Consider the following 22494-nt stretch of genomic DNA (forward strand, 5'->3'; position numbering starts at 1 on the left):
ATATGTAGTCAGTATGACTTCCTACGCTTTATAGTCATAAGGACTACAAGGAGTCATTATGACTGCGCAATCCCTGCTCACCACCCTGCTGCCCCTGGTCGCCGACCTGTCCCGCGAACTGCCCGAAGGCGAGCGCTACCGCCGCTTGTTGCAAGCCATGCGCGCCCTGCTGCCCTGCGATGCCGCCGCGCTGTTGCGCCTGGACGGTGAGTGGCTGGTGCCGCTGGCGGTGGACGGTTTGAGCCCCGACACCCTTGGCCGGCGTTTCAAAGTCAGCGAGCACCCGCGTTTTGAGGTGCTGTTGAGCAGCCCCGGGCCGACGCGCTTTGACAGCGACAGCGAATTGCCCGACCCCTACGACGGCCTGGTCGCCGGCCTGCATGGGCAGCTGGAAGTCCACGACTGCATGGGCTGCCCGCTGTTTGTCGACGACCAACCCTGGGGCCTGCTGACCCTCGACGCCCTCGACACCGAGCGCTTCGAACGGGTCGAACTGGACGCCCTGCAAGCCTTCGCCAGCCTCGCCGCCGCCACCGTCAACGTCGCCGAACGGATCGAGCACCTGACCCTGCGCGCCGAAATCTACCGCGAAGCCAGCGGCCAGCAGCACAAGGAAATGATCGGCCAGAGCAAACCCCACAAGCGCCTGGTGGAAGAGAGCAAGCTGGTGGGCGGCAGCGACCTCACCGTGCTGATCACCGGCGAAACCGGCGTGGGCAAGGAGTTGGTCGCCCAGGCGATCCACGCCGCCTCGCCCCGTGCGGACAAACCGCTGATCAGCCTCAACTGCGCGGCCCTGCCGGAAACCCTGGTGGAAAGCGAGCTGTTCGGCCATGTGCGCGGCGCGTTCACCGGCGCATTGAACGAGCGCCGCGGCAAGTTCGAACTGGCCAATGGCGGCACGCTGTTCCTCGATGAGGTGGGTGAGCTGTCCCTGACCGTGCAGGCCAAGCTGCTGCGCGTGCTGCAAAGCGGTCAGTTGCAACGCCTGGGCTCGGACAAGGAGCATCACGTCGACGTGCGCCTGATCGCCGCCACCAACCGCGACCTCGCCGAAGAAGTGCGCAACGGCCGCTACCGCGCCGACTTCTACCACCGCCTCAGCGTGTACCCGCTGCAAGTGCCGGCCCTGCGCGAACGCGGGCGGGATGTGTTGCTGCTGGCCGGTTTCTTCCTCGAACAGAACCGCTCACGCATGGGCCTGGGCAGCCTGCGCCTGACCAGCGACGCGCAGGCGGCGCTGCTGGCCTACAACTGGCCGGGCAATGTGCGCGAACTGGAACACCTGATCGGCCGCAGCGCGCTGAAAGCCCTGGGCAACTGCCGCGAGCGGCCGAAGATTCTCAGCCTCAGCGCCCAGGACCTCGACTTGCCGGACGTCACCGCGCCCGCCATTGAAGCCCCGGCCGACGTGATGCCCGTGGTAACCGGCGATTTGCGCCAGGCCACCGAGCACTTTCAGCGCCAGATCATCAGCGCCTGCCTGGAGCGCCACCAGCACAACTGGGCCAGTGCGGCCCGCGAACTGGGCCTCGACCGCGCCAACCTCGGCCGCATGGCCAAGCGCCTCGGTCTCAAATAGTGACGCGGTAACTGTGGGAGCTGGCTTGTGTGGGAGCTGGCTTGCCTGCGATAGCGGTAGGTCAGCTGTATCTGTGTTAACTGACAGGCCGCCTTCGCGGGCAAGCCCGCTCCCACACAAGCCAGCCCCACATTAGATTTGCTGTGCCTTGAGGACCGGGGTGACGGGCTTGGGCTTTCTGAACACCAACACATTCCCCAACATCACCAGCACCAACCCCACCAACGCCGGCCCAGTCCATTGGTAGCCCTCGGCAAACGCCGACACATTCAGCGCCACCACCGGGAACAGCACCGTGCAATACGCCGCACGCTCCGGCCCCATGCGCCCGACCAACGTCAGGTACGCGGTAAACCCGATCACCGAGCCCGGAATCACCAGGTACCACAACGCGCCGATGTACCGCGCGCTCCAGTCCATCTCGAACGGAATCCCACGCACCGCGCAATAGGTCGCCAACATCGCCGCCCCATAGGCCATGCCCCAGGCGTTGGTGGTCAGCGGCTTGAGCCCGGCCTTCTGTTGCAGGCTCGACAGCATGTTGCCCGCCGAGAAGCACATGGTCCCCAGCAATGCCAAACCCAACCCCAGCAAGGTCTGCGGGCTGGCGGTGTGCCCGACCAGCTCCGGCCAGAATAAAAAGCCCAAACCGGCCAAACCCAGACCGCCGCCCATCAGCACGTTGCGCGCCACCCGCTGGCCGAAAAACACCCGGGCGTTCAGCGCGTTCCACAACGTGGCCGTGGAAAACACCACCGCCACCAGGCCGCTGGGGATCCACTGGCTGGCCGTCAAGAAGCACATGAAGTTCACGCAAAACAGGCACAAGCCCTGGGCCAGGCAGATCAAATGCCCGCGCCGGTTCATCACCTGCAGCTTGCGGCTGAGCAGCAACAGCGCGAACAGCACCAGCGCGGCGAGGCCGAAGCGATAGACGATGGACACTGGGATCGCCACCACGCCCAGCTGCCATTTGAGGGCAATCCAGGTGGTGCCCCAGATCAGCACGGTGAGTAAATACAGGGAAAGGTTCATAGCGGGCTCCATCGATTGAGCCTCAGTGTCGCGCCCATCCCGGGCAAGTCTCTTGCAGATTCTTGCGCTTTTGTCGCCCAGCGGGATCACAGCGCCAGCGCCGCGGAGTAGGATGCAAGGCGTCAACGAGTGCTCACCATGCCCGAACTGGAATCCCTGCAAGTCTTCCAAGCCCTTAACCGCTCGCCCAACGCACGCCTTGAAGCCTGCGCCGAGCTCGGTGACGGTTTGTCTGCGGCCTTGTGGAGCAACCATCACGACGCCCAGGATTACCAGGCGCCGAGCCACCACACCTTGTCCTGCTACATCGGTGGGGGCACCGGTACATTCCGCCGTGACCAGCCCGGCACCAAGGGCGGCCCCGACAAGCTGTGCATCCTGCCGGCCGAGCATCAGTCGGCCTGGGTGATCAACGGCGAGATCCGCCTGGCCCACGTGTATTTCAGCCCGGAACAGTTCGCCCTCGGTTGCGTCACCTTGCTCGACCGCGAGCCGCGCACGCTGCAACTGCGCGAAAGCACCTTCCTGGAGGACGCCAGCCAGGCCCGGCGCTTCCACCAGTTGATCGCCCTCAACTGGCACGAACCCGCCGAACGCCTGCTGACCAGCAGCCTGGCCCATGAAATGCTCAGCCACACCCTGCTCAGCCAGGTCGGCGCACGCGACGGCCTACGGTTGAAAGGCGGGTTGGCGGCGTACCAGCGGCGATTGTTGGTGGAGTACATCGACCAACACTTGGAAGACCCCATCAGCCTCGGCCAATTGGCCGGGTTGTGCGCGCTGTCGGAATACCATTTCGCGCGGATGTTCCGCCAAAGCTTCGGCCTGCCACCTCATCAGTACCTGCTGGCGCGCCGCTTGACCCGCGCCCAGTCGCTGCTGCGCGGCGGCGCCCTGCCCCTGGGCGAGATCGCCCTGATGTGCGGTTTTTCCAGCGCCAGCCACTTCACCAGCCGCTTTCGCCAGGCCATGGGCGCCACGCCCGGCGAATACCGCCAGGCGTTCTGCGCCTAGACCATCAAGCCCAGCGTCTTCGCCTTGGCCACGGCTTGCGTGCGCCGCTCCACGCCGAGCTTGCTGTGGATGCGCCGCGCGTGGGTCTTGACCGTGTGCAGGGAGATAAACAGGCGGTCGGCGATTTCCAGGTTGGAGCTGCCTTGGGCAATCAGTTGCAGCACTTCCAGTTCGCGCTGGCTCAGGGGGTTTTCCGCCGTCCCGGCCGGCGACACTGGCGCTTCAAGCCCCACGTCACTCAACAACCCCGGCGAGCGCAAACGCAGCTCACGAATCGCCTGCTGCACCTGGCAACGCGCCGCCAGTTCCAAGCCGGCCTGCAACGAACGCCGCGCCAAGGCCAAGTCGCCGAGTTGCCAGGCCACCTCGCCCAGCACCAGGTGCAGTTCGGTTTCCAGGCACAACATGCCGCGCTGCTGGACGGTCGCCAGCAAGGCACTCAAGCGCTCCAGCGGTTGCTCGGCACAGCCCAGTTTGACCTCGGCCAGCACCAGCAGATATTCCAGGCGCGGTATCAACTCCAAGGTCGCCGGCGGCGCCTGCTTGGCCTGCGGCCCACGGAAATGGCGCAGCACCCGGCGCACCGCTTCCACCGTCAACTCGGCGCGGCCCTGCTGCAACCAGAAGTGCCCACTGACCAACAGCAACACCGCGCGATACACCGATTCCGGCACCAAGCGCTGCTGCATCAGCCGCTCGGCGTCACGCAGTTGGACAAAGGCCTGGGCGTAATCGCCACGGTTGGCTGCCAACAGCGCCAGGCCGAGAAAACCGTAGAGCACCCGCTTGTCCTGGCTGTGCAGGCACATCGGCAAGCCGGCGTCGAAACACTCGGCGGCCAGCACGTCCTGCCCTTGGCGCAACGCCAGATGCCCACGGCGCAAGGCAATCCGCCCCACCAGCGGCCCGGCCTTGAGGCGCTGCTTGAGCAACATCGCCTGCACCCCTTCCAGCAGGCTTTGTGCGCGGTAAGGCGCGCCACGCTGCTCCAGCAACTGGGCGTGGTCCAACTCCAGCAACGCTTCCAGCACCAACGAACCATGGGCACGGGCCAGGCACAGCGCCTCGCGGCTCAAGGCCTGGGCCACGTCCAACTCGCCGCGCAGCAAGGCCTGCTGGGTCAGCCCCGACAGGCACATCAGGCGCGATGTCCAGGCGCTGTCGGGCAACGCTTGCAGGGCTTCGAGGAAATGCTCGCGCGCGCCGTCGGCATCGCCGCGCAGGTGCAGCAACCAGCCCCACTGCGCCTGCCAGCGCCCCAGCAGATAGGCCTGTTGCGCCGCTGTGGGTTGCGGCGCAAAACGCGCCAACTGATCGATGCACAGCGCCGCCTGGTCGAAGCGCCCGGCAAACAGCAACGCCGCCGTGACCAAGCCGACCAATTGCGCCGAACCGAGCATCAATTCATCGCCATGCTGCTCATGCAGGCGCAACAGCAGCACGGCGTTCTGCTGGCGAAACAGGTCTTCGAAGCTGAAGTGCTGCAACAGGCTCACCGCCACCTCGTACTCTTCGGCCAGCAGCGCTTGCTCGAACGCCGCTTGCCAGTCCTGTTCGGCGGTGAACCACTGGCACGCCCGCCGGTGCCAGGAGCGTTTGGCTGGCCAGGGTTCATCGCGCAACAAGTGCGCCAGGGGCGGGAACACTTGCAGCCAGTCGGCGGCGTCTTCCCACGGTTGGATGTAGGCGCCGAGGGCCTGCAAGTCGTGCAGGTACTGATCGCCGTCGCCAAAGCCGAACAGGTGCTCGCACAAGCCGGCGTTGAAACGCGGCAGATGGGCGAGCACGCGCCAGGCCTCGGCGAGCTCGGCTGGCAAAGTGCTGAAGAGTTCGTGTTGCAGGTAATCGAGCAGGGTCTTGTCCGGGTGCCCGTCGCCGAGCAAGGCGATGCGCACACCGGCGCACCACCCGGCGCTGAACTGCATGACGCTGTCCACGCTGTGCCCGGGGCTCAGCAGCAGCTGGATTTCCGCCGCGCTGAAGGCCAATTCGCTGCTGCTGCATTCCAGCAATTCATCGTCGAGCAGCAAGCGCGGCCAGTTGCACAGCGGCCGGCGCCGGGCGCCGAGCCACCAGGTCAACGCCGGGCTGCTGGCGGTGAGCAGGCGGTCGAGCAACGCGTCCAGCTCGGGCGCGGGCAGGCGGCTGAAATCATCGAGGAACAACCACGCCGGGGCCTGCCAACGAGCGAGGTCGAGCAGCAGCGTGGCTTCATCGGTAAAGGTCAGGCCCAGATTCAGGGCGAGGCGCTGGCATAATTCCAGCGGGCTGAGGGTGATGCCATTGAGCGGCAGCCAATACACCTGGCAACCGTTGGGCGCCTGCAAGGCGCACTCGGCGAGCAACGCGCTCTTGCCGCTGCCGCCGGGGGCGCAGAGCAGCTTGACCCGGGCCTGCGCCGCCAACAACGGCGCGGCCAGGCGCGGGCGCAGCAGATGGTGGGCGGACAGCCGGGGCATGAATCCAGGACGGTCCAGGCAGCGTGTCATGGCGGTCATTGCTGCATCCTGCTTTTTTATTGTTATGCAACCTGATGCGTACCCTAGTCCTGTGGCTAAGGGTTGTTGAAGAAGTATTCAGCGGGGTGATTGGCGGCCATGCACAAAAGCAAATGTGGGAGCTGCTTTGTGTGGGAGCTTTGGCTTATGTGGGAGCTGGCTTGCCTGCGATAGCATCACCTCGGTCCGAACGACATACCGAGGTGTCTGCATCGCAGGCAAGCCAGCTCCCACACAAGCCAGCTCCCACATAAAGCGGCTCCCACTAGGTTGTAGAGTTGAAGAATCAGCGTACGCCTTCAGCCCTCAATGCCGCCGGGGTGTAGTCCGCCGCCTTGGCATTGAAGCCAAACACGAAGCTGCTCTTCTCCTCGTTCTTCATGCCCAGCGCGATGTAGCGCCCGGCGATGATGTCGTACAGGGTTTCCACGGTGTACGCCGGGGTCTGGTGGTTGTAGTAGAACTGCGCATGCCCTTCCGCCACCCGCCACAGTTGGCCACGGCCGTCGTAGTGATCCACCAGCGCCACTTGCCAGCTGTCTTCGTCGATGTACATGTGGCGCTTGGCGTAGATGTGCCGCTCGCTCGGCTTGACCGTGCCGACCACTTCCCACACGCGGTGCAGTTCGTAGCGGGTCAGGTCCTGGTTGATGTGGCCGGCCTTGATGATGTCGTCGTACTTGAGGGTCGGCTGGTCCAGTTTGTAGCTGTTGTAGGGGATGTACATCTCCTTCTTGCCCACCAGTTTCCAGTCGTAGCGGTCGGGGGCGCCGGAGAACATGTCGAAGTTGTCGGACGTACGCAGGCCGTCGGACGCAGTGCCCGGCCCGTCATACGCCACTTGCGGCGCACGGCGTACGCGGCGTTGGCCAGCGTTGTAGATCCACGCCAGGCGCGGTTCCTTCACCTGGTCGAGGGTTTCGTGCACCAGCAGCACGTTGCCCGCCAGCCGCGCCGGCGCGGTCACCGATTGCTTGAAGAAGGTCAGCACGTTGGCCGCCTTGGCCGGGTCCATGTCGGGGATCAGTTGCGGCACCGCCACTTCTTCTTCGAAGCGGATCGGCGTGTAGCTGCCGTTGGTCTGCGGCGTGGCCTGGGTAATGATGCGGCGCAGGTTACCGCCGTGGTAACGGGTGATGTGGTTCCACAGCACTTCCACGCCATTTTTTGGAATCGGGAAGGCGTAGTAGCGGTTGCCGGTGAAGTTTTCCAGGCCGTTGCCGTCGTTGATCGGCTTGACGTTCAGCGCACTGCGCTTGATCGACTCATAGATATCCGCCGGCAAGTTGACCGTGCGATGGGTGGTGTACACCGGGATCTTGTAGGTCTCGGGGTAGCGCTTGAACATCGCCACCTGGCCTTCGGACAGCTTGTCCTTGTACTTGTCGACGGTAGCAGCGGTGATCACGAACAGCGGTTTTTCATTGGCGAACGGGTCGGCGAGGAAGCCTTTGCTGTCCACCGCGCCGGCATTTGCAGGAATGCCGCCCGTCCAGGCCGGGATCGAGCCGTCGGCGTTGCCGGCTTTTTCGGCGCCCACCGGGGTCAAGCTGGTGCCGAGCTTGGCGGCTTCTTCGGGCGATACGGCGGCCATGACATGGGCCGCCAGCAAACTCAGAGCCAATACAGCAAGTGTCTTACGCATGGAGTCTTGTCCTTCTTTTAGCCAGATCAGAAGTTCACGCCGAAGCTGAGGGCGAGGAAGTCACGGTCGGTGAGGGTGTTGTAGTCGCCGCCGAAAAAGTCGGTGTAGCTCAGGCTGGCGGTGTAGGTGCTGCGGTAGTCCGCATCCACGCCGACGCTGATGGCCTTGGCGCCCTTGTTGAACAGGCCGTTGGGGCCGTAGCCGGCGACGTCGTGGGACCACGACAGGTTGGGCTTGAGGTTCACCCCGAAAATCGCGTTGTTGTAGTCAAGGATCGCCCGGGCGCGGTAGCCCCAGGAGTTGGCCGTGACAAAACCGTCGGTGTCACCCTGGAAGCCGTAGGCGCCGTAGACCGAGTCGCGGCCGTAACGCAGTTTGGATTTGTCTTCCAGCCCGGCGACGTGCACAAAGGCCGCTTCACCGACCAACGTCAGGCGTTCGGCGCCCAGCACCTGGTCGAAGAATTGGGTCATGGTGCTTTGGATCTGGGTGATTTCCTTGCGGCGGTAGCCTTTGTTGTCGTCGCCGAAGTTGCTGCGGATCGGTGATGCCGCTTGGCCGGCGACCGGGTTGATCAGGGCCAGGGTCAGGTCGGTGGTGTTGAGCTGCACCGGCGCGTTCGGGCGGTAGCTGATTTCGCCGGTCCACGCGGTGCCGGTGGGCAAGGTGGTGGAGAAACTGGCGCCGAACAGGCGGATGTTTTCCGGGTAGTCGAGGTAGTACTGGCCACGGCCGAGCATCAGGCTTTGGACCAGCCCTGAGCCGGTGCCGGGCGCGATGCCGTTGGCTGCGCCGGAGATGGCGCCGAGCCTGGCCAGCGTGGTGGTGTTGGTGATGGTGCCCACGGTCGGCGTGCGGCTGTGGTAGTTCATGAAGTACAGGCCGTACTCGGTATCATCCCCCAGCCAGCGCAGGGCCGCGCCGAACTGGCCGCCGTCACGGGCCTCGCGGTCCCGGGCGCGCTGCACGATCACCCCTTCACGGGTCACTTGAAAGCCCTGCCCGAACGCAGCGGCCACCGGTTGCAACGGTGCAATCGCCGGGTTGCCCACGGTGTAGTTGCCGTTGCAACCATGGGCCGCGACGTCGCCACCAAAGAAGGTGCCGCAGTTATCCAGCACGGTGTTCTGCCAGTTCAACTGGTAGAAGCCCTCCACCGTCAGTTGGTTGGTCAGGCTTTGGGAGCCGAACAGCATGTTCACCGGGATCAGCCCTTCCTTGATCTCCGCGCCGGGGCGGCGGAAGGCCGACACGTCGATGGGGTTGATGCTGTTGATGGAGTTACCGATAAAGGTGCTCTCGCCCCAGCTCACCACCTGCTTGCCCAGGCGCACGTTGCCCGGTTGGTCGCCAATGGAATAGTTGTGATAGACGAAGGCATCCAGCAGTTGATAACCGGACGAGCGCGCGCCTTCGTCGCGGTGGTGGTTGCTGATCTGTTTGAATTCGCGGTCTTCGTCCTGCAGTTCGAAGTCGTACCAGTACTTGCCACGCAAAAACATGCCGCTGTCGCCGTACTTGAGTTCCAGGTCGTGCAGGCCTTTGAAGATCTTGGAGAAGGTTTCGCCCTTCTTGAAGTTCAGCCGTCCGTCATCCCCGGTAGACGCCTGCCCGGTGCCACCATTGACGGTGCCCACCAGTTTCTTATCGGCATCGCGCATGCCCCAACTCGCGCCGACCGACAGCGAGGAGTCGAATTGCCCTTCGATCTCATCGCCAATGTTGAACGAAACAGCCTGCGCCTGCGCACAGCAACCCAGTGCAACCGCAGCGGCCAGCGCCTGAGGCGTGAAGATGGCGCGCATTGTTGTTTTTGTCATGCGTCTTCCCCGGTGAGTGACAGAAGGCCCCACCCTACTGCCGCGCATCAGGAGCGATAAGCGCACCAAGGAGGGATTCGTGTTGTCGCTCGAAAGGATGAGCGGCCGCGCAGGCCGCGGGTTTGGGCGGGGGTATGGATCGAATGGATGGTGGCTTATCAGGCCAATGGATGACGCGTCCCACTGAGCCGCTCGCGCGGGTGACGCAGAGCGTCACAGATGCATTCCCACGCAGAGCGTGGGAACGATCATTGCTGAATTGGTAACAGTCCTTGTCCTGAAGCGCTATTACTCATTTTGTTACAACCGACTATTCTTAGCGCGCTTTCAGGGCAAACAGCCCGCTTCCGCAACAGGAAGAACAGCCAGACTCAGCTGGATTGATGCCTGTTTTCAATCTGTTACCCGTGTTCACTGACGTGGATTTGTTGCTCCTTGATCCAACGTCTTACTTCGGCCGCTGCCTATGCAGCGGCCTTTTTTATGCCCGCAATAAAACGGGGCGCCGTCAGCGCCCCGCAGTATTCAATGTTTTTACAGCAACGATCAGAGGCTGTACTTCTGCAAGTTGGCCATCATTTCCTTCAGGGCCTCGATGTTGTCCTTGGGGTGAGCAGCGCCTTCGAAGTCGCAGATCTGTTGCCAGTGCGCGGCCACGTCGTCGGGCGAGAAGCCCGCTTCCGGGTCGAACCCCACACCCAGGCTGCGCTCCCAGCGGGTCTTGCCGATCCAGCCGCCGCCCACTTCGAACAGGCCGGCGGTTTCCTCGCACGCCTCGCTGCCCAGGTACACCACCAGCGGGCTGACCAGCTCCGGCTTGAGGCGCTCGAACACCTGCGGCGGGATCAGGCCTTCGGTCATGCGCGTGCCGCCAGTCGGGGCGATGGCGTTGACCAGGATATTGTTCTTGCGCCCTTCCAGCGCCAGGGTGCGGGTCAGGCCATACAGGCCGAGCTTGGCCATGCCGTAGTTGGACTGGCCGAAGTTGCCGTAGATGCCCGAGGTGGAGGCGGTGAAGATCACCCGGCCATAACCTTGCTCGCGCATGTGCGGCCAGGCGGCGCGGGTGTGACTTTGTAGGCGCCTTCGACATGCACCCGGTAAACCAGGTCCCAGTCGCTGTCGTCCATTTTGTGGAAGGTCTTGTCGCGCAGGATGCCGGCGTTGTTGACCACCACGTCGATGCGGCCGAACACGTCCAGCGCGTGCTGCACGATCTTGTCACCGTCGGTGACAGAGTCATGGTTGGCTTCGGCAGTACCGCCAGCGGCGGATTTCCGCGACCACGCGGTCGGCCGCCGAGGCATTGGCGCCTTCGCCCTGGGTCGAGCCGCCCAGGTCATTGACCAACACCTTGGCGCCGTGCCGGGCGAACAGCAGCGCATGGGCCCGGCCCAACCCGCCGCCGGCACCGGTGACGATCACGACCTTATCCTGGAACTGCACTGACTCACTCATACCGAACTCCGCTGGCGACAATGGGAATGGGTTGAGTGTCAGGCACGGGGCGTTTGGTCACAATAAAGTCAGCCAGGGCTGAATGGTGCGCGATAAGGCTGGGGGATGATGGCTAATGAGTCGAAGCGCTCAGGAATAGGCCATGTAGGGCATCGGCCCGGCGATCCGCTCGCGAAACGCCAGGTAGTGCTTGAGCACCTGCACCGGCGCTTCGATCTGCGGGTAGTGGCCAATGTTCGCCAGCAACACCGTATCGGCCTCGGGCACCAGTTGCTGGTAACGCTCCACCATATGCGCACCGGAAATCGGATCAGCCTCCCCGTCGATCACCCGCAACGGCACATCCCCGCGCTGCATCGCCTCCACCCAACGGTCACGCAAGCGGCGACGCTGGGGGATATAGGCGATCAGCTTGTGCAGAATCCGCGTGCCATCGTTGCAGTTGAGCAGGCTCCAGAAATCATCCAGGGCGCTTTCGCTGGGGCGCGTCGCCGGGCCGAAGATCTGCCGGAAGCTGTCGGACAAGGCATTGCGCCCAAAGGCGCGGCCGATCATCCAGCCGAGCGGGCTGAGCAGGAGTTTCTGCACCAGCGCCGGCCGATGGGTTTCGGGGAACAGGCCGCCGTTGAGAAACACGCAACTGGCCATCTGGAAGCGGCCTTCGTAATGCCGCGCGAGCAATTCCTGGGCAACGCTGTCGCCGTAGTCATGGGCCAGCACATGCACCGGCTGATCCACACTCAAGTGCTCCAGCAACGCCTGTTGCACATCGGCCTGCTCCAGCAGGCAATACTCGTGATCGACGGGTTTGTCCGAATCGCCAAAACCGAGCATGTCGCAGGCAATCACCAGGTTGCGCTGGGCCAGGGGCTGCCACAGGTAATGCCAGTCCCAGCTGGCCGTGGGGAAGCCATGGATCAGCAGTAGCGGCTCGCCCTGCCCCGCCACCCAATAACGGAGGGTACGGCCACGGAAGACAAAACTCTGGCTGCGCTTGCGCCAGGCGCTGAGCGGGATCTCGGCGAGTGGCATCAGGTTGTATACCCAGGATCGATGCTGTCCAACTTGCGCAGCAACGCCGGCCAGGCCAGCGCGCCCCCCATCCCTTGTGCACTCTTGGTGACGGCCGCCACCATCGCCTTGGCCCCGGCCAGGATCTGCGGGCCGATCGGGATCAACTCGGCGCCGCCGTTTTGCGCCAGCACCTGGATGTCACAGGCACGCTGGAAGGTGAACATCATCAAGAAGGTGTCGGCGATGGTGCTGCCGCAGGTCAGCAGGCCGTGGTTGTGCAGCATCAGGAAATTGTTGTCACCCAGGTCGGCCTGCAAACGCGCCTTTTCTTCGTGGTTCAGCGCCACGCCTTCGTAGGCGTGATAGGCCAGGCTCGCCAGCACGAAGATCGATTGCTGGCTGATCGGCAGCACGCCCTGTTTCTGCGCCGCTACCGCGACACCGGCGGCGGTGTGGGTATGCAGCACACAGCTTACGTCATGGCGCACTTCATGGATCGCGCTGTGGATGGTGTAGCCCGCCGGGTTGATCTCGTAGGGGCTGTCCATCAGCTTGTTGCCGGCCTGATCGACCTTGACCAGGCTCGACGCGGTGATCTCGTGAAACATCAGCCCGTACGGATTGATCAGGAAATCATCGGTGCCCGGCACCTTGGCCGAGATGTGAGTGAAGATCAGGTCATCCCAGCCATGCAACGCCACCAGGCGATAGCAGGCTGCCAGGTCGACACGGGCTTGCCATTCGGCAGCGCTGACCTGGTCTTGGACATTTTGCGGCGATAGAACGGGGGCTAGGCTCACGGCAACGACCTCCTTGGCGCACTTTCTTATTGTTTTTTTGAGTGAAGGGCCAGTCTAGCCAGACCTCATGACGGAAGGAGTCGCCTTCGCAGCCAGCTTGGTGACCGAACGAGTCAGCCAAGAGAATAGTTCAAATCCGTGCACGCAGCGTCAGAGAAGCGCCGCCAATAAAGGCGCGGCGCCTCGACAGGCGGGGGGCTGCGCGAGTCTCCGATCAGCCGCGCAGTGCAGTGACCAGTTCAGCCAGCCACGGCTCGGCGTCGGCTTCCGGGGTGACGCTTTCGCTGGCGTCCAGGCGCAGCATCGGCAGGACTTCGCGCACGCCCAACTCGCCGAACAGTTCACGCAGTTGCTCGCCACCGCCGCAGAAGGTGTCGCCGTAGCTGGCGTCGCCCAGGCCGATCACCGCGCCTGGCAGGCCGCGCCAGGCGGCGGGCAATTGATCGCGGATGCTCGAATACAGCGGTTGCAGGTTGTCGGGCAACTCACCCATGCCGGTGGTCGATGTCACCGCCAGGAACGCGTCGGGAGCGAAGGCCTGCACGTCTGCCAGGGTGGCGCGCGGGTTGTGCCAGGCTTCAAAACCGGCGGCGTTGAGGATACCGGCGGCATGGCGGGCGACTTCTTCAGCGGTGCCGTAGACCGAGCCGGAAAGGATGGCGACTTTCATCAATCTGATCCTGTAGTTGAGTGAAAGCGTGGGATATTAGCAGCTGACACAAATTTTTCAGTGAGCCACGTGCAACATTCAAGCGTTGCCATACACTCCAATCGCCAAAAACAAGCCATGGACCGCTCAATGATTAACGCCAAACTGATGCAACTGGTCGTCAACGCCTCCAACGACGGCATCGTCGTCGCCGAACGGGAAGGCAAGGACAAGCCGCTGATCTACGTCAACCCGGCATTCGAACGGCTGACCGGCTACACCCTGGACGACATCCTCTATCAGGACTGCCGATTCCTGCAGTCGGGTGACCGCGATCAACCGGGGCTGATGGCCATTCGTGAGGCGCTGGACAGCGGCGGTGCGTGCCGTGAGATCCTGCGCAACTACCGCAAAGATGGCACACACTTCTTTAACGAACTGTCGCTTTCGACGGTGTACAACGCGGCCGACAAGCAGACCTACTTTGTCGGTGTGCAAAAAGACGTCACCCTCCAGGTCCAGGCCCAGCAACGCGTGGCCCAGTTGGAACGGGAATTGGCCGAGGTCAAGGCCGAGCTGGCCGCCCTCAAAGCGACGAGCGGATCTAACAAAATTTAGAAAACGGGGTCAGTAGAGAGGATAATGGCATTTTAACACCCTCCCCATTGAGCAAGATCAATGCACCGCGACGCGCTTCTGACCCAGGATGAGCTGGACTTCATTCAGAACATGCAGCACAACCCCCAGCTCAACCTGCGGGATGCTTCGTCGAGCCTGACGGTCAACGGCGGTGCGCAGATCCGCGATTTGCTGACCCGACTGGCCGCCCACGACCATGTCACCATCCAGGCGCAGTTCGATAACCAGCAACTCACCTTCCCCCTGCATCTAGTGGAAGATGAGTTTCATGCGGTGCATCTGCGTCTGGGGGTGCCGAGCATTTTCGAAGACGGCCCGATGATCCGCCCATGGCGCCTGGCGCTCGAAACGCCAGTAGCACTGGAGAACATCAAGGGCACACCCGGTGCTTTGTGGGTACACGAAGTGTCGTTCAAGGGGGTGTTGGTGGAGATCCGTGGCCGGGTCAAGGCGCCCAAGACCTTTGCCCTGTGGTTCAGCCCTTCCGGCTACGAACGCATTGCGCTACGCGGCACGCTGGAGCGGGAAACCGCGCGCGGCCTGTTCGCCTATCGCCTGAACCAGAGTGATGCGGATGAAATCGAGCGCCTGCGCCAATTCATCCTGCACCAGCACCGCCTGGTCCACCCGCACGTGCACGCCTGATCTCAGGTATCCAGCCGACCACTGAGAAACTGTTGCAGGCGGCGCTGCATCAAGCGTCCTTCATTGCCCAGGCAACCGACGGAAGAACCGGCCAGATCGTCCTCGGCCAGGTCCGATGCCGCCCCCGCCAGGAACAACGGGCAATCCAGGGTCAGCGCCAAGCGGTTGAGGCGACCGGCCAAATCCTGGCCATGGGAGTGGTTGGAATACACGATCAGCGCCTGGGGCCGGGTCTTTTCACACAGCAGCATCAACTCATCCACAGGCTGGCCCATGGCGATCACCTTCACCGCCAGGTCATCGCGACCGATCATTAGGGCTGCCACCAGCAGCTCCAATTTACGGCACTCACCGGGCATGGCCGCCAGCAACACGCGCGGGGCCGATGACGCACAGCCGACATTCAGGCGCTGCCAGGCCTGCACCCGCAAAAAGGCATCGAAGAACAACCATTCGCTGGCCTGGCCAAAGCGGCCCTGATGACGAAGCAGATCGTGCCAGAGGGGCATCAGGATGTCCTGGAATGCCACGCTGAGGGGGTAGGTCGCAAAGATCTGCCCGTACAGGTGCTCCAGACGCCGGTCGTCAAAGGCACTCACGGCCTGCCTCAACCTTGCTTGCCATTGCGGCCACTCGGTCTCCTCGACCATGTCGCGCTCGCCACGAACGGCGTGCGCCTGCTGGTCGTCGCGGGCCAGGATCTTGCCGACCTTGCTGACGGCAACGCCCCGTTCGATCCAGTCGAGGATGCGATTGACCGTCTCGATATCGGCCTTGGAATAGAGGCGATGCCCGCTTTCGGTGCGAGTGGGCTGGATCAGGCCGTAGCGCCGCTCCCAGGCACGCAAGGTGACCGGGTTTATGCCTGTCAATCTCGACACTTCACGAATCGGAAACAGCTCATCGGGATCAGTCGCATCCAGATGCAAAATGCTATCAAGCGGAGCAGTAATCACGGGCATTTGAGACCAAAAAACCAATGGCAATTGGGGTCGCCATTTAACGCCTTAAGACCTGTCTTTTTCAAGTTCCCCAAGCTTCGGACCAATGCCACTGGCGTATTTTTGCAAAACAGGAATAATCCTTGCCTGTTTTTACATAGCGGCACTACCCCGCCGCCATGTTCGTGCGCCGCCTACCCGGCCCAGCGCACCCGTATATTTGGAGATACACAATGTCTACCTCACCAGTCACCCTGATGGTTGCGCGCCGCGTGGCCAAAGGTCGCTACGAAGAGTTGATGGCCTGGCTGCGCGAAGGCGAGCAATTGGCCACGGACTTTCCCGGTTACCTGGGTTCAGGCGTGCTTGCGCCGCCGCCCAATGATGACGAATTCCAGATCATCTTCCGCTTTGCCGACGAAAAAACCCTGCATGCCTGGGAGTTTTCCGCGTCCCGCAGTGCCTGGCTGGGCCGTGGCAGCGAGCTGTTCGCCGACCCGTCCGAGCATCGTGTGAGTGGCATTGATGGCTGGTTTGGCGCCATCGGCGCACGACCGCCGCGCTGGAAGCAGGCCGTGGCGATCTGGCTGGCATTTTTCCCGGTGTCGTTGATCTTCAACTTTGCGCTGGGCCCGTTGCTCGCCGAGTTGGAGTTGGTCCCGCGTGTGCTGGTCAGCACCCTGGCCCTGACGCCGCTGATGGTTTACCTGTTCATTCCGCTGTCGACCCACCTGCTGGCCAACTGGCTGCATCCCGTGCCCGCACCGCGCAAGGCCAGCGAAGCCGCCGCGTGAGTACAGGGGGCCGCAGCGCTGGTATGATTTGAGCCTGCCAGCGAATCGAGCCCCCCAATGACTGCAACACACGCCCCGATCCTGATCACCGGCGCCGGCCAGCGTGTCGGCCTGCATTGCGCCCAGCGTCTGCTGGACGACGGCCACGCGGTGATTTTCAGCTACCGCAGCGAACGCCCTGGCGTGCAGGCCCTGCGCGAGCGCGGGGCGATCGGTGTGTTTGCCGATTTCTCCAGCGAAGCCGGCGTCATGGCATTTATCGCCGAACTGAACAGCCATACCCAAAGCCTGCGCGCGATCATCCACAACGCCTCGGCCTGGGTCGCGGAAACACCCGGCGACGAAAGCCGCGCCTTTACCGACATGTTCAGCGTGCACATGCTTGCGCCGTACCTGATCAACCTGCATTGTTCACCTTTGCTGCAACGCTCCACGCCAGCCGACATCGTGCATATCAGCGATGACGTGGTGCGCAAGGGCAGCCGCCAGCACATTGCCTATTGCGCCACCAAGGCCGGGCTCGACAGCCTCACGCTGTCGTTCGCCGCGCAGTTCGCGCCGCTGATCAAGGTCAACGGCATCGCCCCGGCGATGGTGATGTTCAACGACGGCGACGACGCGGCCTACCGTGCCAAGGTGCTGGCCAAGTCCGCACTGGGCACCGAACCCGGGCCCGAGGTGATCTACCAGAGCGTGCGTTACCTGCTGGACAACCCCTATGTCACCGGTACCACCCTGACCGTCAACGGCGGGCGGCATATCAAGTAAGCCGTTTGTGAGGATGTTGTATGACCTTGTCCCTGCCCCAACACTACCGCGAGATCCTCAAGAGCCTGGGCGAAGACCCGGAGCGTGAAGGTTTGCTCGACACCCCCAAGCGCGCGGCCAAGGCGATGCAGTACCTGTGCCACGGCTACGAACAGAACCTGGATGACATCGTCAACGGCGCACTGTTCACCTCCGACAATGACGAGATGGTGATCCTCAAGGACATCGAGTTGTACTCGCTGTGCGAGCACCACCTGCTGCCCTTTATCGGCAAGGCCCATGTGGCCTATATTCCGACCGGCAAGGTGCTCGGCCTGTCGAAGCTGGCGCGCATCGTCGATATGTATGCGCGGCGCCTGCAGATCCAGGAAAACCTCACGCGGCAAATCGCCGACGCCATCCAGCAAGTGACCCAGGCCGCCGGCGTGGCGGTGGTGATCGAAGCCAGGCACATGTGCATGATGATGCGCGGCGTGGAGAAACAGAATTCAACCATGAACACCTCGGTGATGCTCGGCGCGTTCCGCGAGTCGAACACCACGCGCATGGAGTTCCTGCAACTGATCGGACGGAGCAAGTAGCAATGCCACAACTTCAACCAGGCATGGCGCGCATCCGGGTCAAGGACCTGTGCCTGCGCACCTACATCGGCATCAACGAGGACGAGATCCTCAACAAGCAGGATGTGCTGATCAACCTGACCATCCTGTATGCCGCCCAGGAAGCCGTGCGCGACAATGACATCGACCACGCGCTGAACTACCGCACCATCACCAAGGCCATCATTGCCCACGTCGAAGGCAACCGCTTTGCCTTGCTGGAGCGTCTGACCCAGGAGCTGCTGGACCTGGTGATGAGCAATGAATCGGTGCTGTACGCCGAAGTCGAAGTGGACAAGCCCCATGCGCTGCGCTTTGCCGAATCGGTGTCGATTACCCTGGCGGCCAGCCGCTAACCCCTGAGATTTGCGTGAGCCCTATGAACGACCAACAACGCCTCGAACTCGAAGCCGCCGCCTTCCGCCGGCTGGTGGCCCACCTGGACAGCCGCAAGGATGTGCAGAACATCGACCTGATGAACCTCTCCGGTTTCTGCCGCAACTGCTTGTCCAAGTGGTACAAGGCCGAGGCCGATGAGCGCCAGATCGAGCTGAGCCTCGATGACGCCCGTGAAGTGGTGTACGGCATGCCGTACGCCGAGTGGAAAGCCCAATACCAGAAAGAAGCCAGCGCCGACCAACAGGCGGCGTTCGCCAAAGGAAAAACCCATGACTGATTTGAATACCCTGCGCGCCAGCCTTAACAGTGGCGAACATGTTTTTGCCGATACCTTGGCTTTTGTTGCCGCAGGTTATGACTACCAACCACAAGCCTTTACCAATGGCGAGGTGGAAAACGCCGCCGGGCAGAACGAGGGCTCGTGCAAGACCCTGGGCCTGGCTGTGCTGGAAGGCTTGAGCGATCAGGAAGCGCTGCTGGCATTTGGTGAGCATTACCGTTCGGTGGTGGCCACGCCTGAGGGCAGCGACCACGGCAACATTCGGGCGTTGATCGCCCATGGCCTGGCCGGCGTGAAGTTCACCGCACAACCCCTGACTCGCCGCTGATCCAACAGCGGAACACGATCAATGTGGGAGCCGGGCTTGCCCGCGATGGCGGTGGTGGCGGATACACCGCTATCGCAGGCAAGCCAGCTCCCACAGGGATTGGGTCAACACCTGAAGAACTGGGTGTTGCTTGAATCGCGAACATAAAAAAACCGGCCTCTCAGCCGGTTTTTTTATGTTGCAGCGCGCCTCAGTCGTCGAGGTAACGCTCGGCATCCAATGCCGCCATGCAACCAGCGCCGGCCGAGGTGATGGCCTGACGGTACACGTGGTCAGCCACGTCACCGGCGGCAAAGATACCTTCAATGCTGGTGGCAGTGGCGTTGCCTTCACGGCCGCCCTGCACGATCAGATAACCGTCTTTCAATTCCAGCTGGCCTTCGAACAGCGAGGTATTCGGCGTGTGGCCGATGGCGATGAATACGCCGTCGACTGTCAGCTCGTCGAAGCTGCCGTCGTTGTTTTTCAGGCGGGCACCGGTCACGCCCATGTTGTCGCCCAGGACTTCGTCCAGGGTGGCGTTGAGCTTGAGGATGATCTTGCCTTCAGCCACACGGGCGTGCAGCTTGTCGATCAGGATCTTCTCGGCGCGGAAGGTCTCGCGGCGGTGAACCAGGGTCACGGTGCTGGCGATGTTGGCCAGGTACAGCGCTTCTTCCACGGCGGTGTTGCCGCCACCGACCACGGCGACCGGTTTGTTGCGGTAGAAGAAACCGTCGCAGGTCGCGCAGGCGGAAACGCCTTTGCCCATGAACGCTTCTTCCGACGGCAGGCCCAGGTAACGGGCGCTGGCGCCGGTGGCGATAATCAGCGCGTCACAGGTGTAGACGCCGCTGTCGCCGGTCAGGCTGTAAGGCTTTTTCGAGAAATCGACTTTATTGATGTGGTCGAAGACGATCTCGGTTTCAAAGCGCTCGGCGTGTTCTTTCATGCGCTCCATCAGCACCGGGCCGGTCAGGCCGTGCACGTCGCCGGGCCAGTTGTCGACTTCGGTGGTGGTGGTCAACTGGCCGCCCGCCTGCATGCCGGTGATCAGCAGCGGCTTGAGGTTGGCCCGGGCAGCGTAGACGGCAGCGCTGTAACCGGCGGGGCCGGAACCGAGAATAATCACTCGCGAATGACGGGTATCAGACATGACTCACTCCTATCGACCACCCGGACAACAAGGTGGCTGGAATAAAAAAGGACCGCGAAGCACTTGGGGAAGGCTTGAACTCGCACGTCCTGAAAAATAATGGGTGCAGCGTATAGAGGGGGGCAAGATTAAGGAAATACGGAATAACAATCCAGCTCATAGGCGGTCTCTATGCAGTTGGCGTGGTTGATCGACGCCTTTGTTACCGCTGATGTCGCCGCTTTCACCCAGGTTACAAAGCCGGTAAGGTCGGCGCGTTCGTCCCTTTGCTCGGAGTTGTCCATGCCTGCCCCCGCTCTTTCCGGCCCGCAATACCTGCGTGAAGGCCTCAAACTGGTGCTCAGCCCTGGCCTGCGCCTGTTTGTCTTGCTGCCGCTGGCGATCAACCTGGTGCTGTTCGTCGGCCTGATCTATTTCGCCGGCCATCAGTTCAGCCTGTGGGTCGATCACTTGATGCCGACGCTGCCAAGCTGGCTGAGTTTTCTGAATTACCTGCTGTGGCCGTTGTTTGTGGTGCTGGTGGTACTGATGGTGTTTTTCACCTTCACCATGCTGGCCAATATCATCGCCGCGCCGTTCAACGGTTTTCTCTCGGAGAAAGTCGAAGTGGTGGTGCGCGGCACCGATGACTTCCCGGCGTTCAGCTGGGGCGAACTGATCGCCATGGTGCCACGCACCTTGGCCCGGGAAATGCGCAAGCTGGGTTACTTCCTGCCGCGGGCCATCGGCCTGTTTATCCTGTCGTTCATTCCGGTGGTCAACCTGATCGCCGCGCCGCTGTGGCTGCTGTTCGGGGTATGGATGATGGCGATCCAATACATTGACTATCCGGCGGACAACCACAAGCTGGGCTGGAACGAAATGCTCGCCTGGCTGCGCCAGAAACGCTGGCAGAGCATGAGCTTCGGCGGGATTGTCTACCTGGTGCTGCTGGTGCCGGTGGTCAACCTGCTGATGATGCCGGCAGCGGTGGCCGGGGCCACGTTGTTCTGGGTGCGTGAGCAGGGTGCCGAGACGATGGCCAAGTCATAAATCCATCATCCCAATGACACAATGACGACACGGCCCACAGTGACACTGTGGGTCATGACGACAGCCTCGCTTCACATCACCCTGATTACCGAAACCTTCCCGCCTGAGATCAACGGGGTGGCCAATACCCTTGGCCGCCTGTGCGACGGTTTGCGCGCGCGCGGCCATCAAGTCGAGCTGGTGCGCCCGCGCCAGGGCAGCGACCAGAGTCGCACCAGCGATAACGAATTGCTGCTGTGCCGTGGCTGGCCATTACCGGGCTACCCGGGCCTGCAGTGGGGCCAGTCGTCGATGCACAAGTTGCTCAGGCGTTGGACGCGCCAACGCCCGGACGTGCTGTACATCGCCACGGAAGGGCCGCTGGGCTTATCGGCCTTGCGCGCGGCACGGCGCCTGGGGATCAGCGTGGTCAGCGGGTTTCATACCAATTTCCAGCAGTATTCGAACCAATACGGCTTGAGCCTGCTGAGCCGAGTGGTCACCCACTACCTGCGCTGGTTCCATAACCGTTCGACCCTGACCCTGGTACCCAGCGCCAGCCAACGCCTGGAACTGGAGCGCCGGCATTTCGAGCGCTTGGGGATGCTGTCGCGCGGGGTGGACAGCCAGCTGTTCCACCCAGCCAAGCGTAACAATGCACTGAGAGAGAACTGGGGCCTGGGCAATGACGATATTGCCGTGCTGCATGTAGGGCGCCTCGCCCAGGAAAAGAACCTCGGCGTGCTCAAGCGCTGCTTTGACTCCCTGCGCAGCACTTACCCACAGCGGCGGCTGAAACTGATCATCGTCGGCGATGGCCCGCAACGCCCGCTGCTGGAGCGTGAACTGCCCGACGCGGTGTTCTGCGGCACCCAGCGCGGCGAAGAGCTGGCGCGGCATTATGCGTCGGGTGACCTGTTCCTGTTTCCCAGCCTGACCGAAACCTTCGGCAATGTGGTGCTGGAGGCCATGGCTTCGGGGTTGGGCGTGGTGGCGTATGACCAGGCGGCCGCGACCCAGCATATCCGCCACGGCTACAACGGCGTGCTGGCGATGCCCGGGGATGAGGAGGCGTTTTGCGATGCGGCCAACTGGCTGCTGGAAGAGCGAGAGAATTTGCGCAGGGCACGGCTCAATGCTCGCCAGCACGCCAGCCGTCAGGGCTGGCCGGCGATTATCGAGCAATTCGAGAACCAGTTACGGGGTGTGTGCAAGGAACATTTGGCTGCACCAACAGTGCCTTACGCTCGTTGAATGGTCAGCAGATAACGTGAGTCGGTTCGCCCTCCTGCCAGCCTAGCCCGCGCGCAATGGCCCAGACACTAGGAGTTTTCCCGAGGCGCCGTCTGAATCGGCATGCCACAACGGGATATTTCAGGAACGTCGCGCCAACTATCACCACCTACATGACACCTGCCGTACGAGGGGTGTCCTCCCGAT

22 protein-coding genes and 1 pseudogene are annotated in these 22494 nt (G+C 62.6%); 12 read left to right on the top strand and 11 right to left on the bottom strand.

From position 1 onward, the window contains the following. Positions 1–58 precede the first annotated feature (58 nt). Positions 59–1582: a nitric oxide reductase transcriptional regulator NorR gene (norR, locus tag PSH87_RS23575; RefSeq protein WP_305431322.1), complete on the top strand. Its 1524-nt coding sequence runs from the start codon at positions 59–61 to the stop codon at positions 1580–1582. Between the two features lie 132 nt (positions 1583–1714). On the opposite strand, the gene PSH87_RS23580 is transcribed toward norR, so the two are convergent. Continuing rightward, positions 1715–2617 carry a DMT family transporter gene (locus PSH87_RS23580; RefSeq protein ID WP_305431324.1) on the bottom strand — a complete coding sequence of 301 codons (903 nt, stop codon included), beginning with the start codon at positions 2615–2617 and terminating at the stop codon, positions 1715–1717. 138 nt (positions 2618–2755) lie between these two features. On the opposite strand from PSH87_RS23580, the gene PSH87_RS23585 reads away from it, so the two are divergent. Then, complete coding sequence (locus tag PSH87_RS23585; protein WP_305431326.1) at positions 2756–3631, top strand: helix-turn-helix domain-containing protein; 876 nt, start codon at positions 2756–2758, stop codon at positions 3629–3631. Here the strand turns inward: PSH87_RS23585 and PSH87_RS23590 are convergent. The 7 genes and pseudogenes from PSH87_RS23590 to PSH87_RS23620 all read right to left on the bottom strand — a co-directional run bounded on the left by PSH87_RS23590 (position 3628) and on the right by PSH87_RS23620 (position 13536). Further along, on the bottom strand, positions 3628–6129 hold the full coding sequence (locus tag PSH87_RS23590) for a LuxR C-terminal-related transcriptional regulator (protein WP_305431327.1): 2502 nt from the start codon (positions 6127–6129) through the stop codon (positions 3628–3630). The two genes, PSH87_RS23585 and PSH87_RS23590, sit on opposite strands and share 4 nt — an antisense overlap. A 286-nt stretch (positions 6130–6415) precedes the next feature. Continuing rightward, positions 6416–7774 (bottom strand): DUF1329 domain-containing protein, encoded by a 1359-nt coding sequence (locus PSH87_RS23595; RefSeq protein WP_026136567.1) that lies wholly within the window; start codon positions 7772–7774, stop codon positions 6416–6418. A gap of 26 nt (positions 7775–7800) precedes the next feature. Further along, entirely contained in the window at positions 7801–9594 is a 1794-nt protein-coding gene (locus PSH87_RS23600) for a DUF1302 domain-containing protein (protein WP_305431328.1), read from the bottom strand. 546 nt (positions 9595–10140) lie between these two features. Beyond that, positions 10141–11052 (bottom strand): annotated as a pseudogene (locus PSH87_RS23605) (SDR family oxidoreductase). A gap of 129 nt (positions 11053–11181) precedes the next feature. After that, the gene (locus PSH87_RS23610; protein WP_305431330.1) at positions 11182–12084 is read right to left on the bottom strand and encodes an alpha/beta fold hydrolase; all 903 of its coding nucleotides are present in this window, start codon (positions 12082–12084) and stop codon (positions 11182–11184) included. Further along, positions 12084–12866 (bottom strand): class II aldolase/adducin family protein, encoded by a 783-nt coding sequence (locus PSH87_RS23615; protein ID WP_305431332.1) that lies wholly within the window; start codon positions 12864–12866, stop codon positions 12084–12086. Before PSH87_RS23615 ends, PSH87_RS23610 begins: the two co-directional genes overlap by 1 nt. A 214-nt stretch (positions 12867–13080) precedes the next feature. Then, entirely contained in the window at positions 13081–13536 is a 456-nt protein-coding gene (locus tag PSH87_RS23620) for a flavodoxin (protein ID WP_257782556.1), read from the bottom strand. Positions 13537–13665: 129 nt separating this feature from the next. On the opposite strand from PSH87_RS23620, the gene PSH87_RS23625 reads away from it, so the two are divergent. Together PSH87_RS23625 and PSH87_RS23630 are read left to right on the top strand one after the other, a co-directional pair. Then, entirely contained in the window at positions 13666–14133 is a 468-nt protein-coding gene (locus PSH87_RS23625; protein ID WP_017735040.1) for a PAS domain-containing protein, read from the top strand. 60 nt (positions 14134–14193) lie between these two features. After that, positions 14194–14799: a hypothetical protein gene (locus tag PSH87_RS23630; protein ID WP_017735039.1), complete on the top strand. Its 606-nt coding sequence runs from the start codon at positions 14194–14196 to the stop codon at positions 14797–14799. 2 nt (positions 14800–14801) lie between these two features. On the opposite strand, the gene PSH87_RS23635 is transcribed toward PSH87_RS23630, so the two are convergent. After that, on the bottom strand, positions 14802–15761 hold the full coding sequence (locus tag PSH87_RS23635; protein WP_305431334.1) for a MerR family transcriptional regulator: 960 nt from the start codon (positions 15759–15761) through the stop codon (positions 14802–14804). 212 nt (positions 15762–15973) lie between these two features. On the opposite strand from PSH87_RS23635, the gene PSH87_RS23640 reads away from it, so the two are divergent. Genes PSH87_RS23640 through PSH87_RS23665 form a run of 6 tightly spaced genes read left to right on the top strand, consistent with a single transcriptional unit; the run spans position 15974 to position 18908 of the window. Next, entirely contained in the window at positions 15974–16534 is a 561-nt protein-coding gene (locus PSH87_RS23640; RefSeq protein WP_017735037.1) for an antibiotic biosynthesis monooxygenase, read from the top strand. A 57-nt stretch (positions 16535–16591) separates the two neighbouring features. After that, entirely contained in the window at positions 16592–17302 is a 711-nt protein-coding gene (gene folM, locus PSH87_RS23645) for a dihydromonapterin reductase (protein WP_017735036.1), read from the top strand. Between the two features lie 20 nt (positions 17303–17322). After that, positions 17323–17883, top strand: coding sequence for a GTP cyclohydrolase I FolE (gene folE / locus PSH87_RS23650; protein WP_017735035.1), 561 nt, complete (start codon positions 17323–17325; stop codon positions 17881–17883). Positions 17884–17885: 2 nt separating this feature from the next. Beyond that, on the top strand, positions 17886–18257 hold the full coding sequence (folX, locus tag PSH87_RS23655) for a dihydroneopterin triphosphate 2'-epimerase (RefSeq protein ID WP_003176029.1): 372 nt from the start codon (positions 17886–17888) through the stop codon (positions 18255–18257). A 23-nt stretch (positions 18258–18280) separates the two neighbouring features. Further along, on the top strand, positions 18281–18577 hold the full coding sequence (locus PSH87_RS23660; protein WP_010206472.1) for a DUF1244 domain-containing protein: 297 nt from the start codon (positions 18281–18283) through the stop codon (positions 18575–18577). Further along, positions 18570–18908 carry a HopJ type III effector protein gene (locus PSH87_RS23665; RefSeq protein WP_017735033.1) on the top strand — a complete coding sequence of 113 codons (339 nt, stop codon included), beginning with the start codon at positions 18570–18572 and terminating at the stop codon, positions 18906–18908. The genes PSH87_RS23660 and PSH87_RS23665 overlap by 8 nt, the downstream gene beginning before the upstream one ends. Positions 18909–19098: 190 nt before the next feature. Here PSH87_RS23665 and trxB read toward each other — a convergent pair whose 3' ends face one another. Further along, positions 19099–20043 carry a thioredoxin-disulfide reductase gene (gene trxB, locus PSH87_RS23670; RefSeq protein WP_017735032.1) on the bottom strand — a complete coding sequence of 315 codons (945 nt, stop codon included), beginning with the start codon at positions 20041–20043 and terminating at the stop codon, positions 19099–19101. Positions 20044–20171: 128 nt separating this feature from the next. Then, positions 20172–20327, bottom strand: coding sequence for a hypothetical protein (locus PSH87_RS23675; protein ID WP_305431339.1), 156 nt, complete (start codon positions 20325–20327; stop codon positions 20172–20174). Between PSH87_RS23675 and cysZ the strand changes: the two genes are divergently transcribed. Together cysZ and PSH87_RS23685 are read left to right on the top strand one after the other, a co-directional pair. Then, the gene (cysZ, locus tag PSH87_RS23680) at positions 20326–21075 is read left to right on the top strand and encodes a sulfate transporter CysZ (protein WP_017735030.1); all 750 of its coding nucleotides are present in this window, start codon (positions 20326–20328) and stop codon (positions 21073–21075) included. The genes PSH87_RS23675 and cysZ overlap by 2 nt on opposite strands. 54 nt (positions 21076–21129) lie before the next feature. After that, positions 21130–22308, top strand: coding sequence for a glycosyltransferase family 1 protein (locus tag PSH87_RS23685; RefSeq protein WP_305431342.1), 1179 nt, complete (start codon positions 21130–21132; stop codon positions 22306–22308). The last annotated feature ends 186 nt before the right edge of the window (positions 22309–22494 follow it).

The sequence above is a fragment of the Pseudomonas sp. FP453 genome (genome assembly GCF_030687495.1).
In the GTDB taxonomy this organism is placed as follows: Bacteria; Pseudomonadota; Gammaproteobacteria; order Pseudomonadales; family Pseudomonadaceae; genus Aquipseudomonas.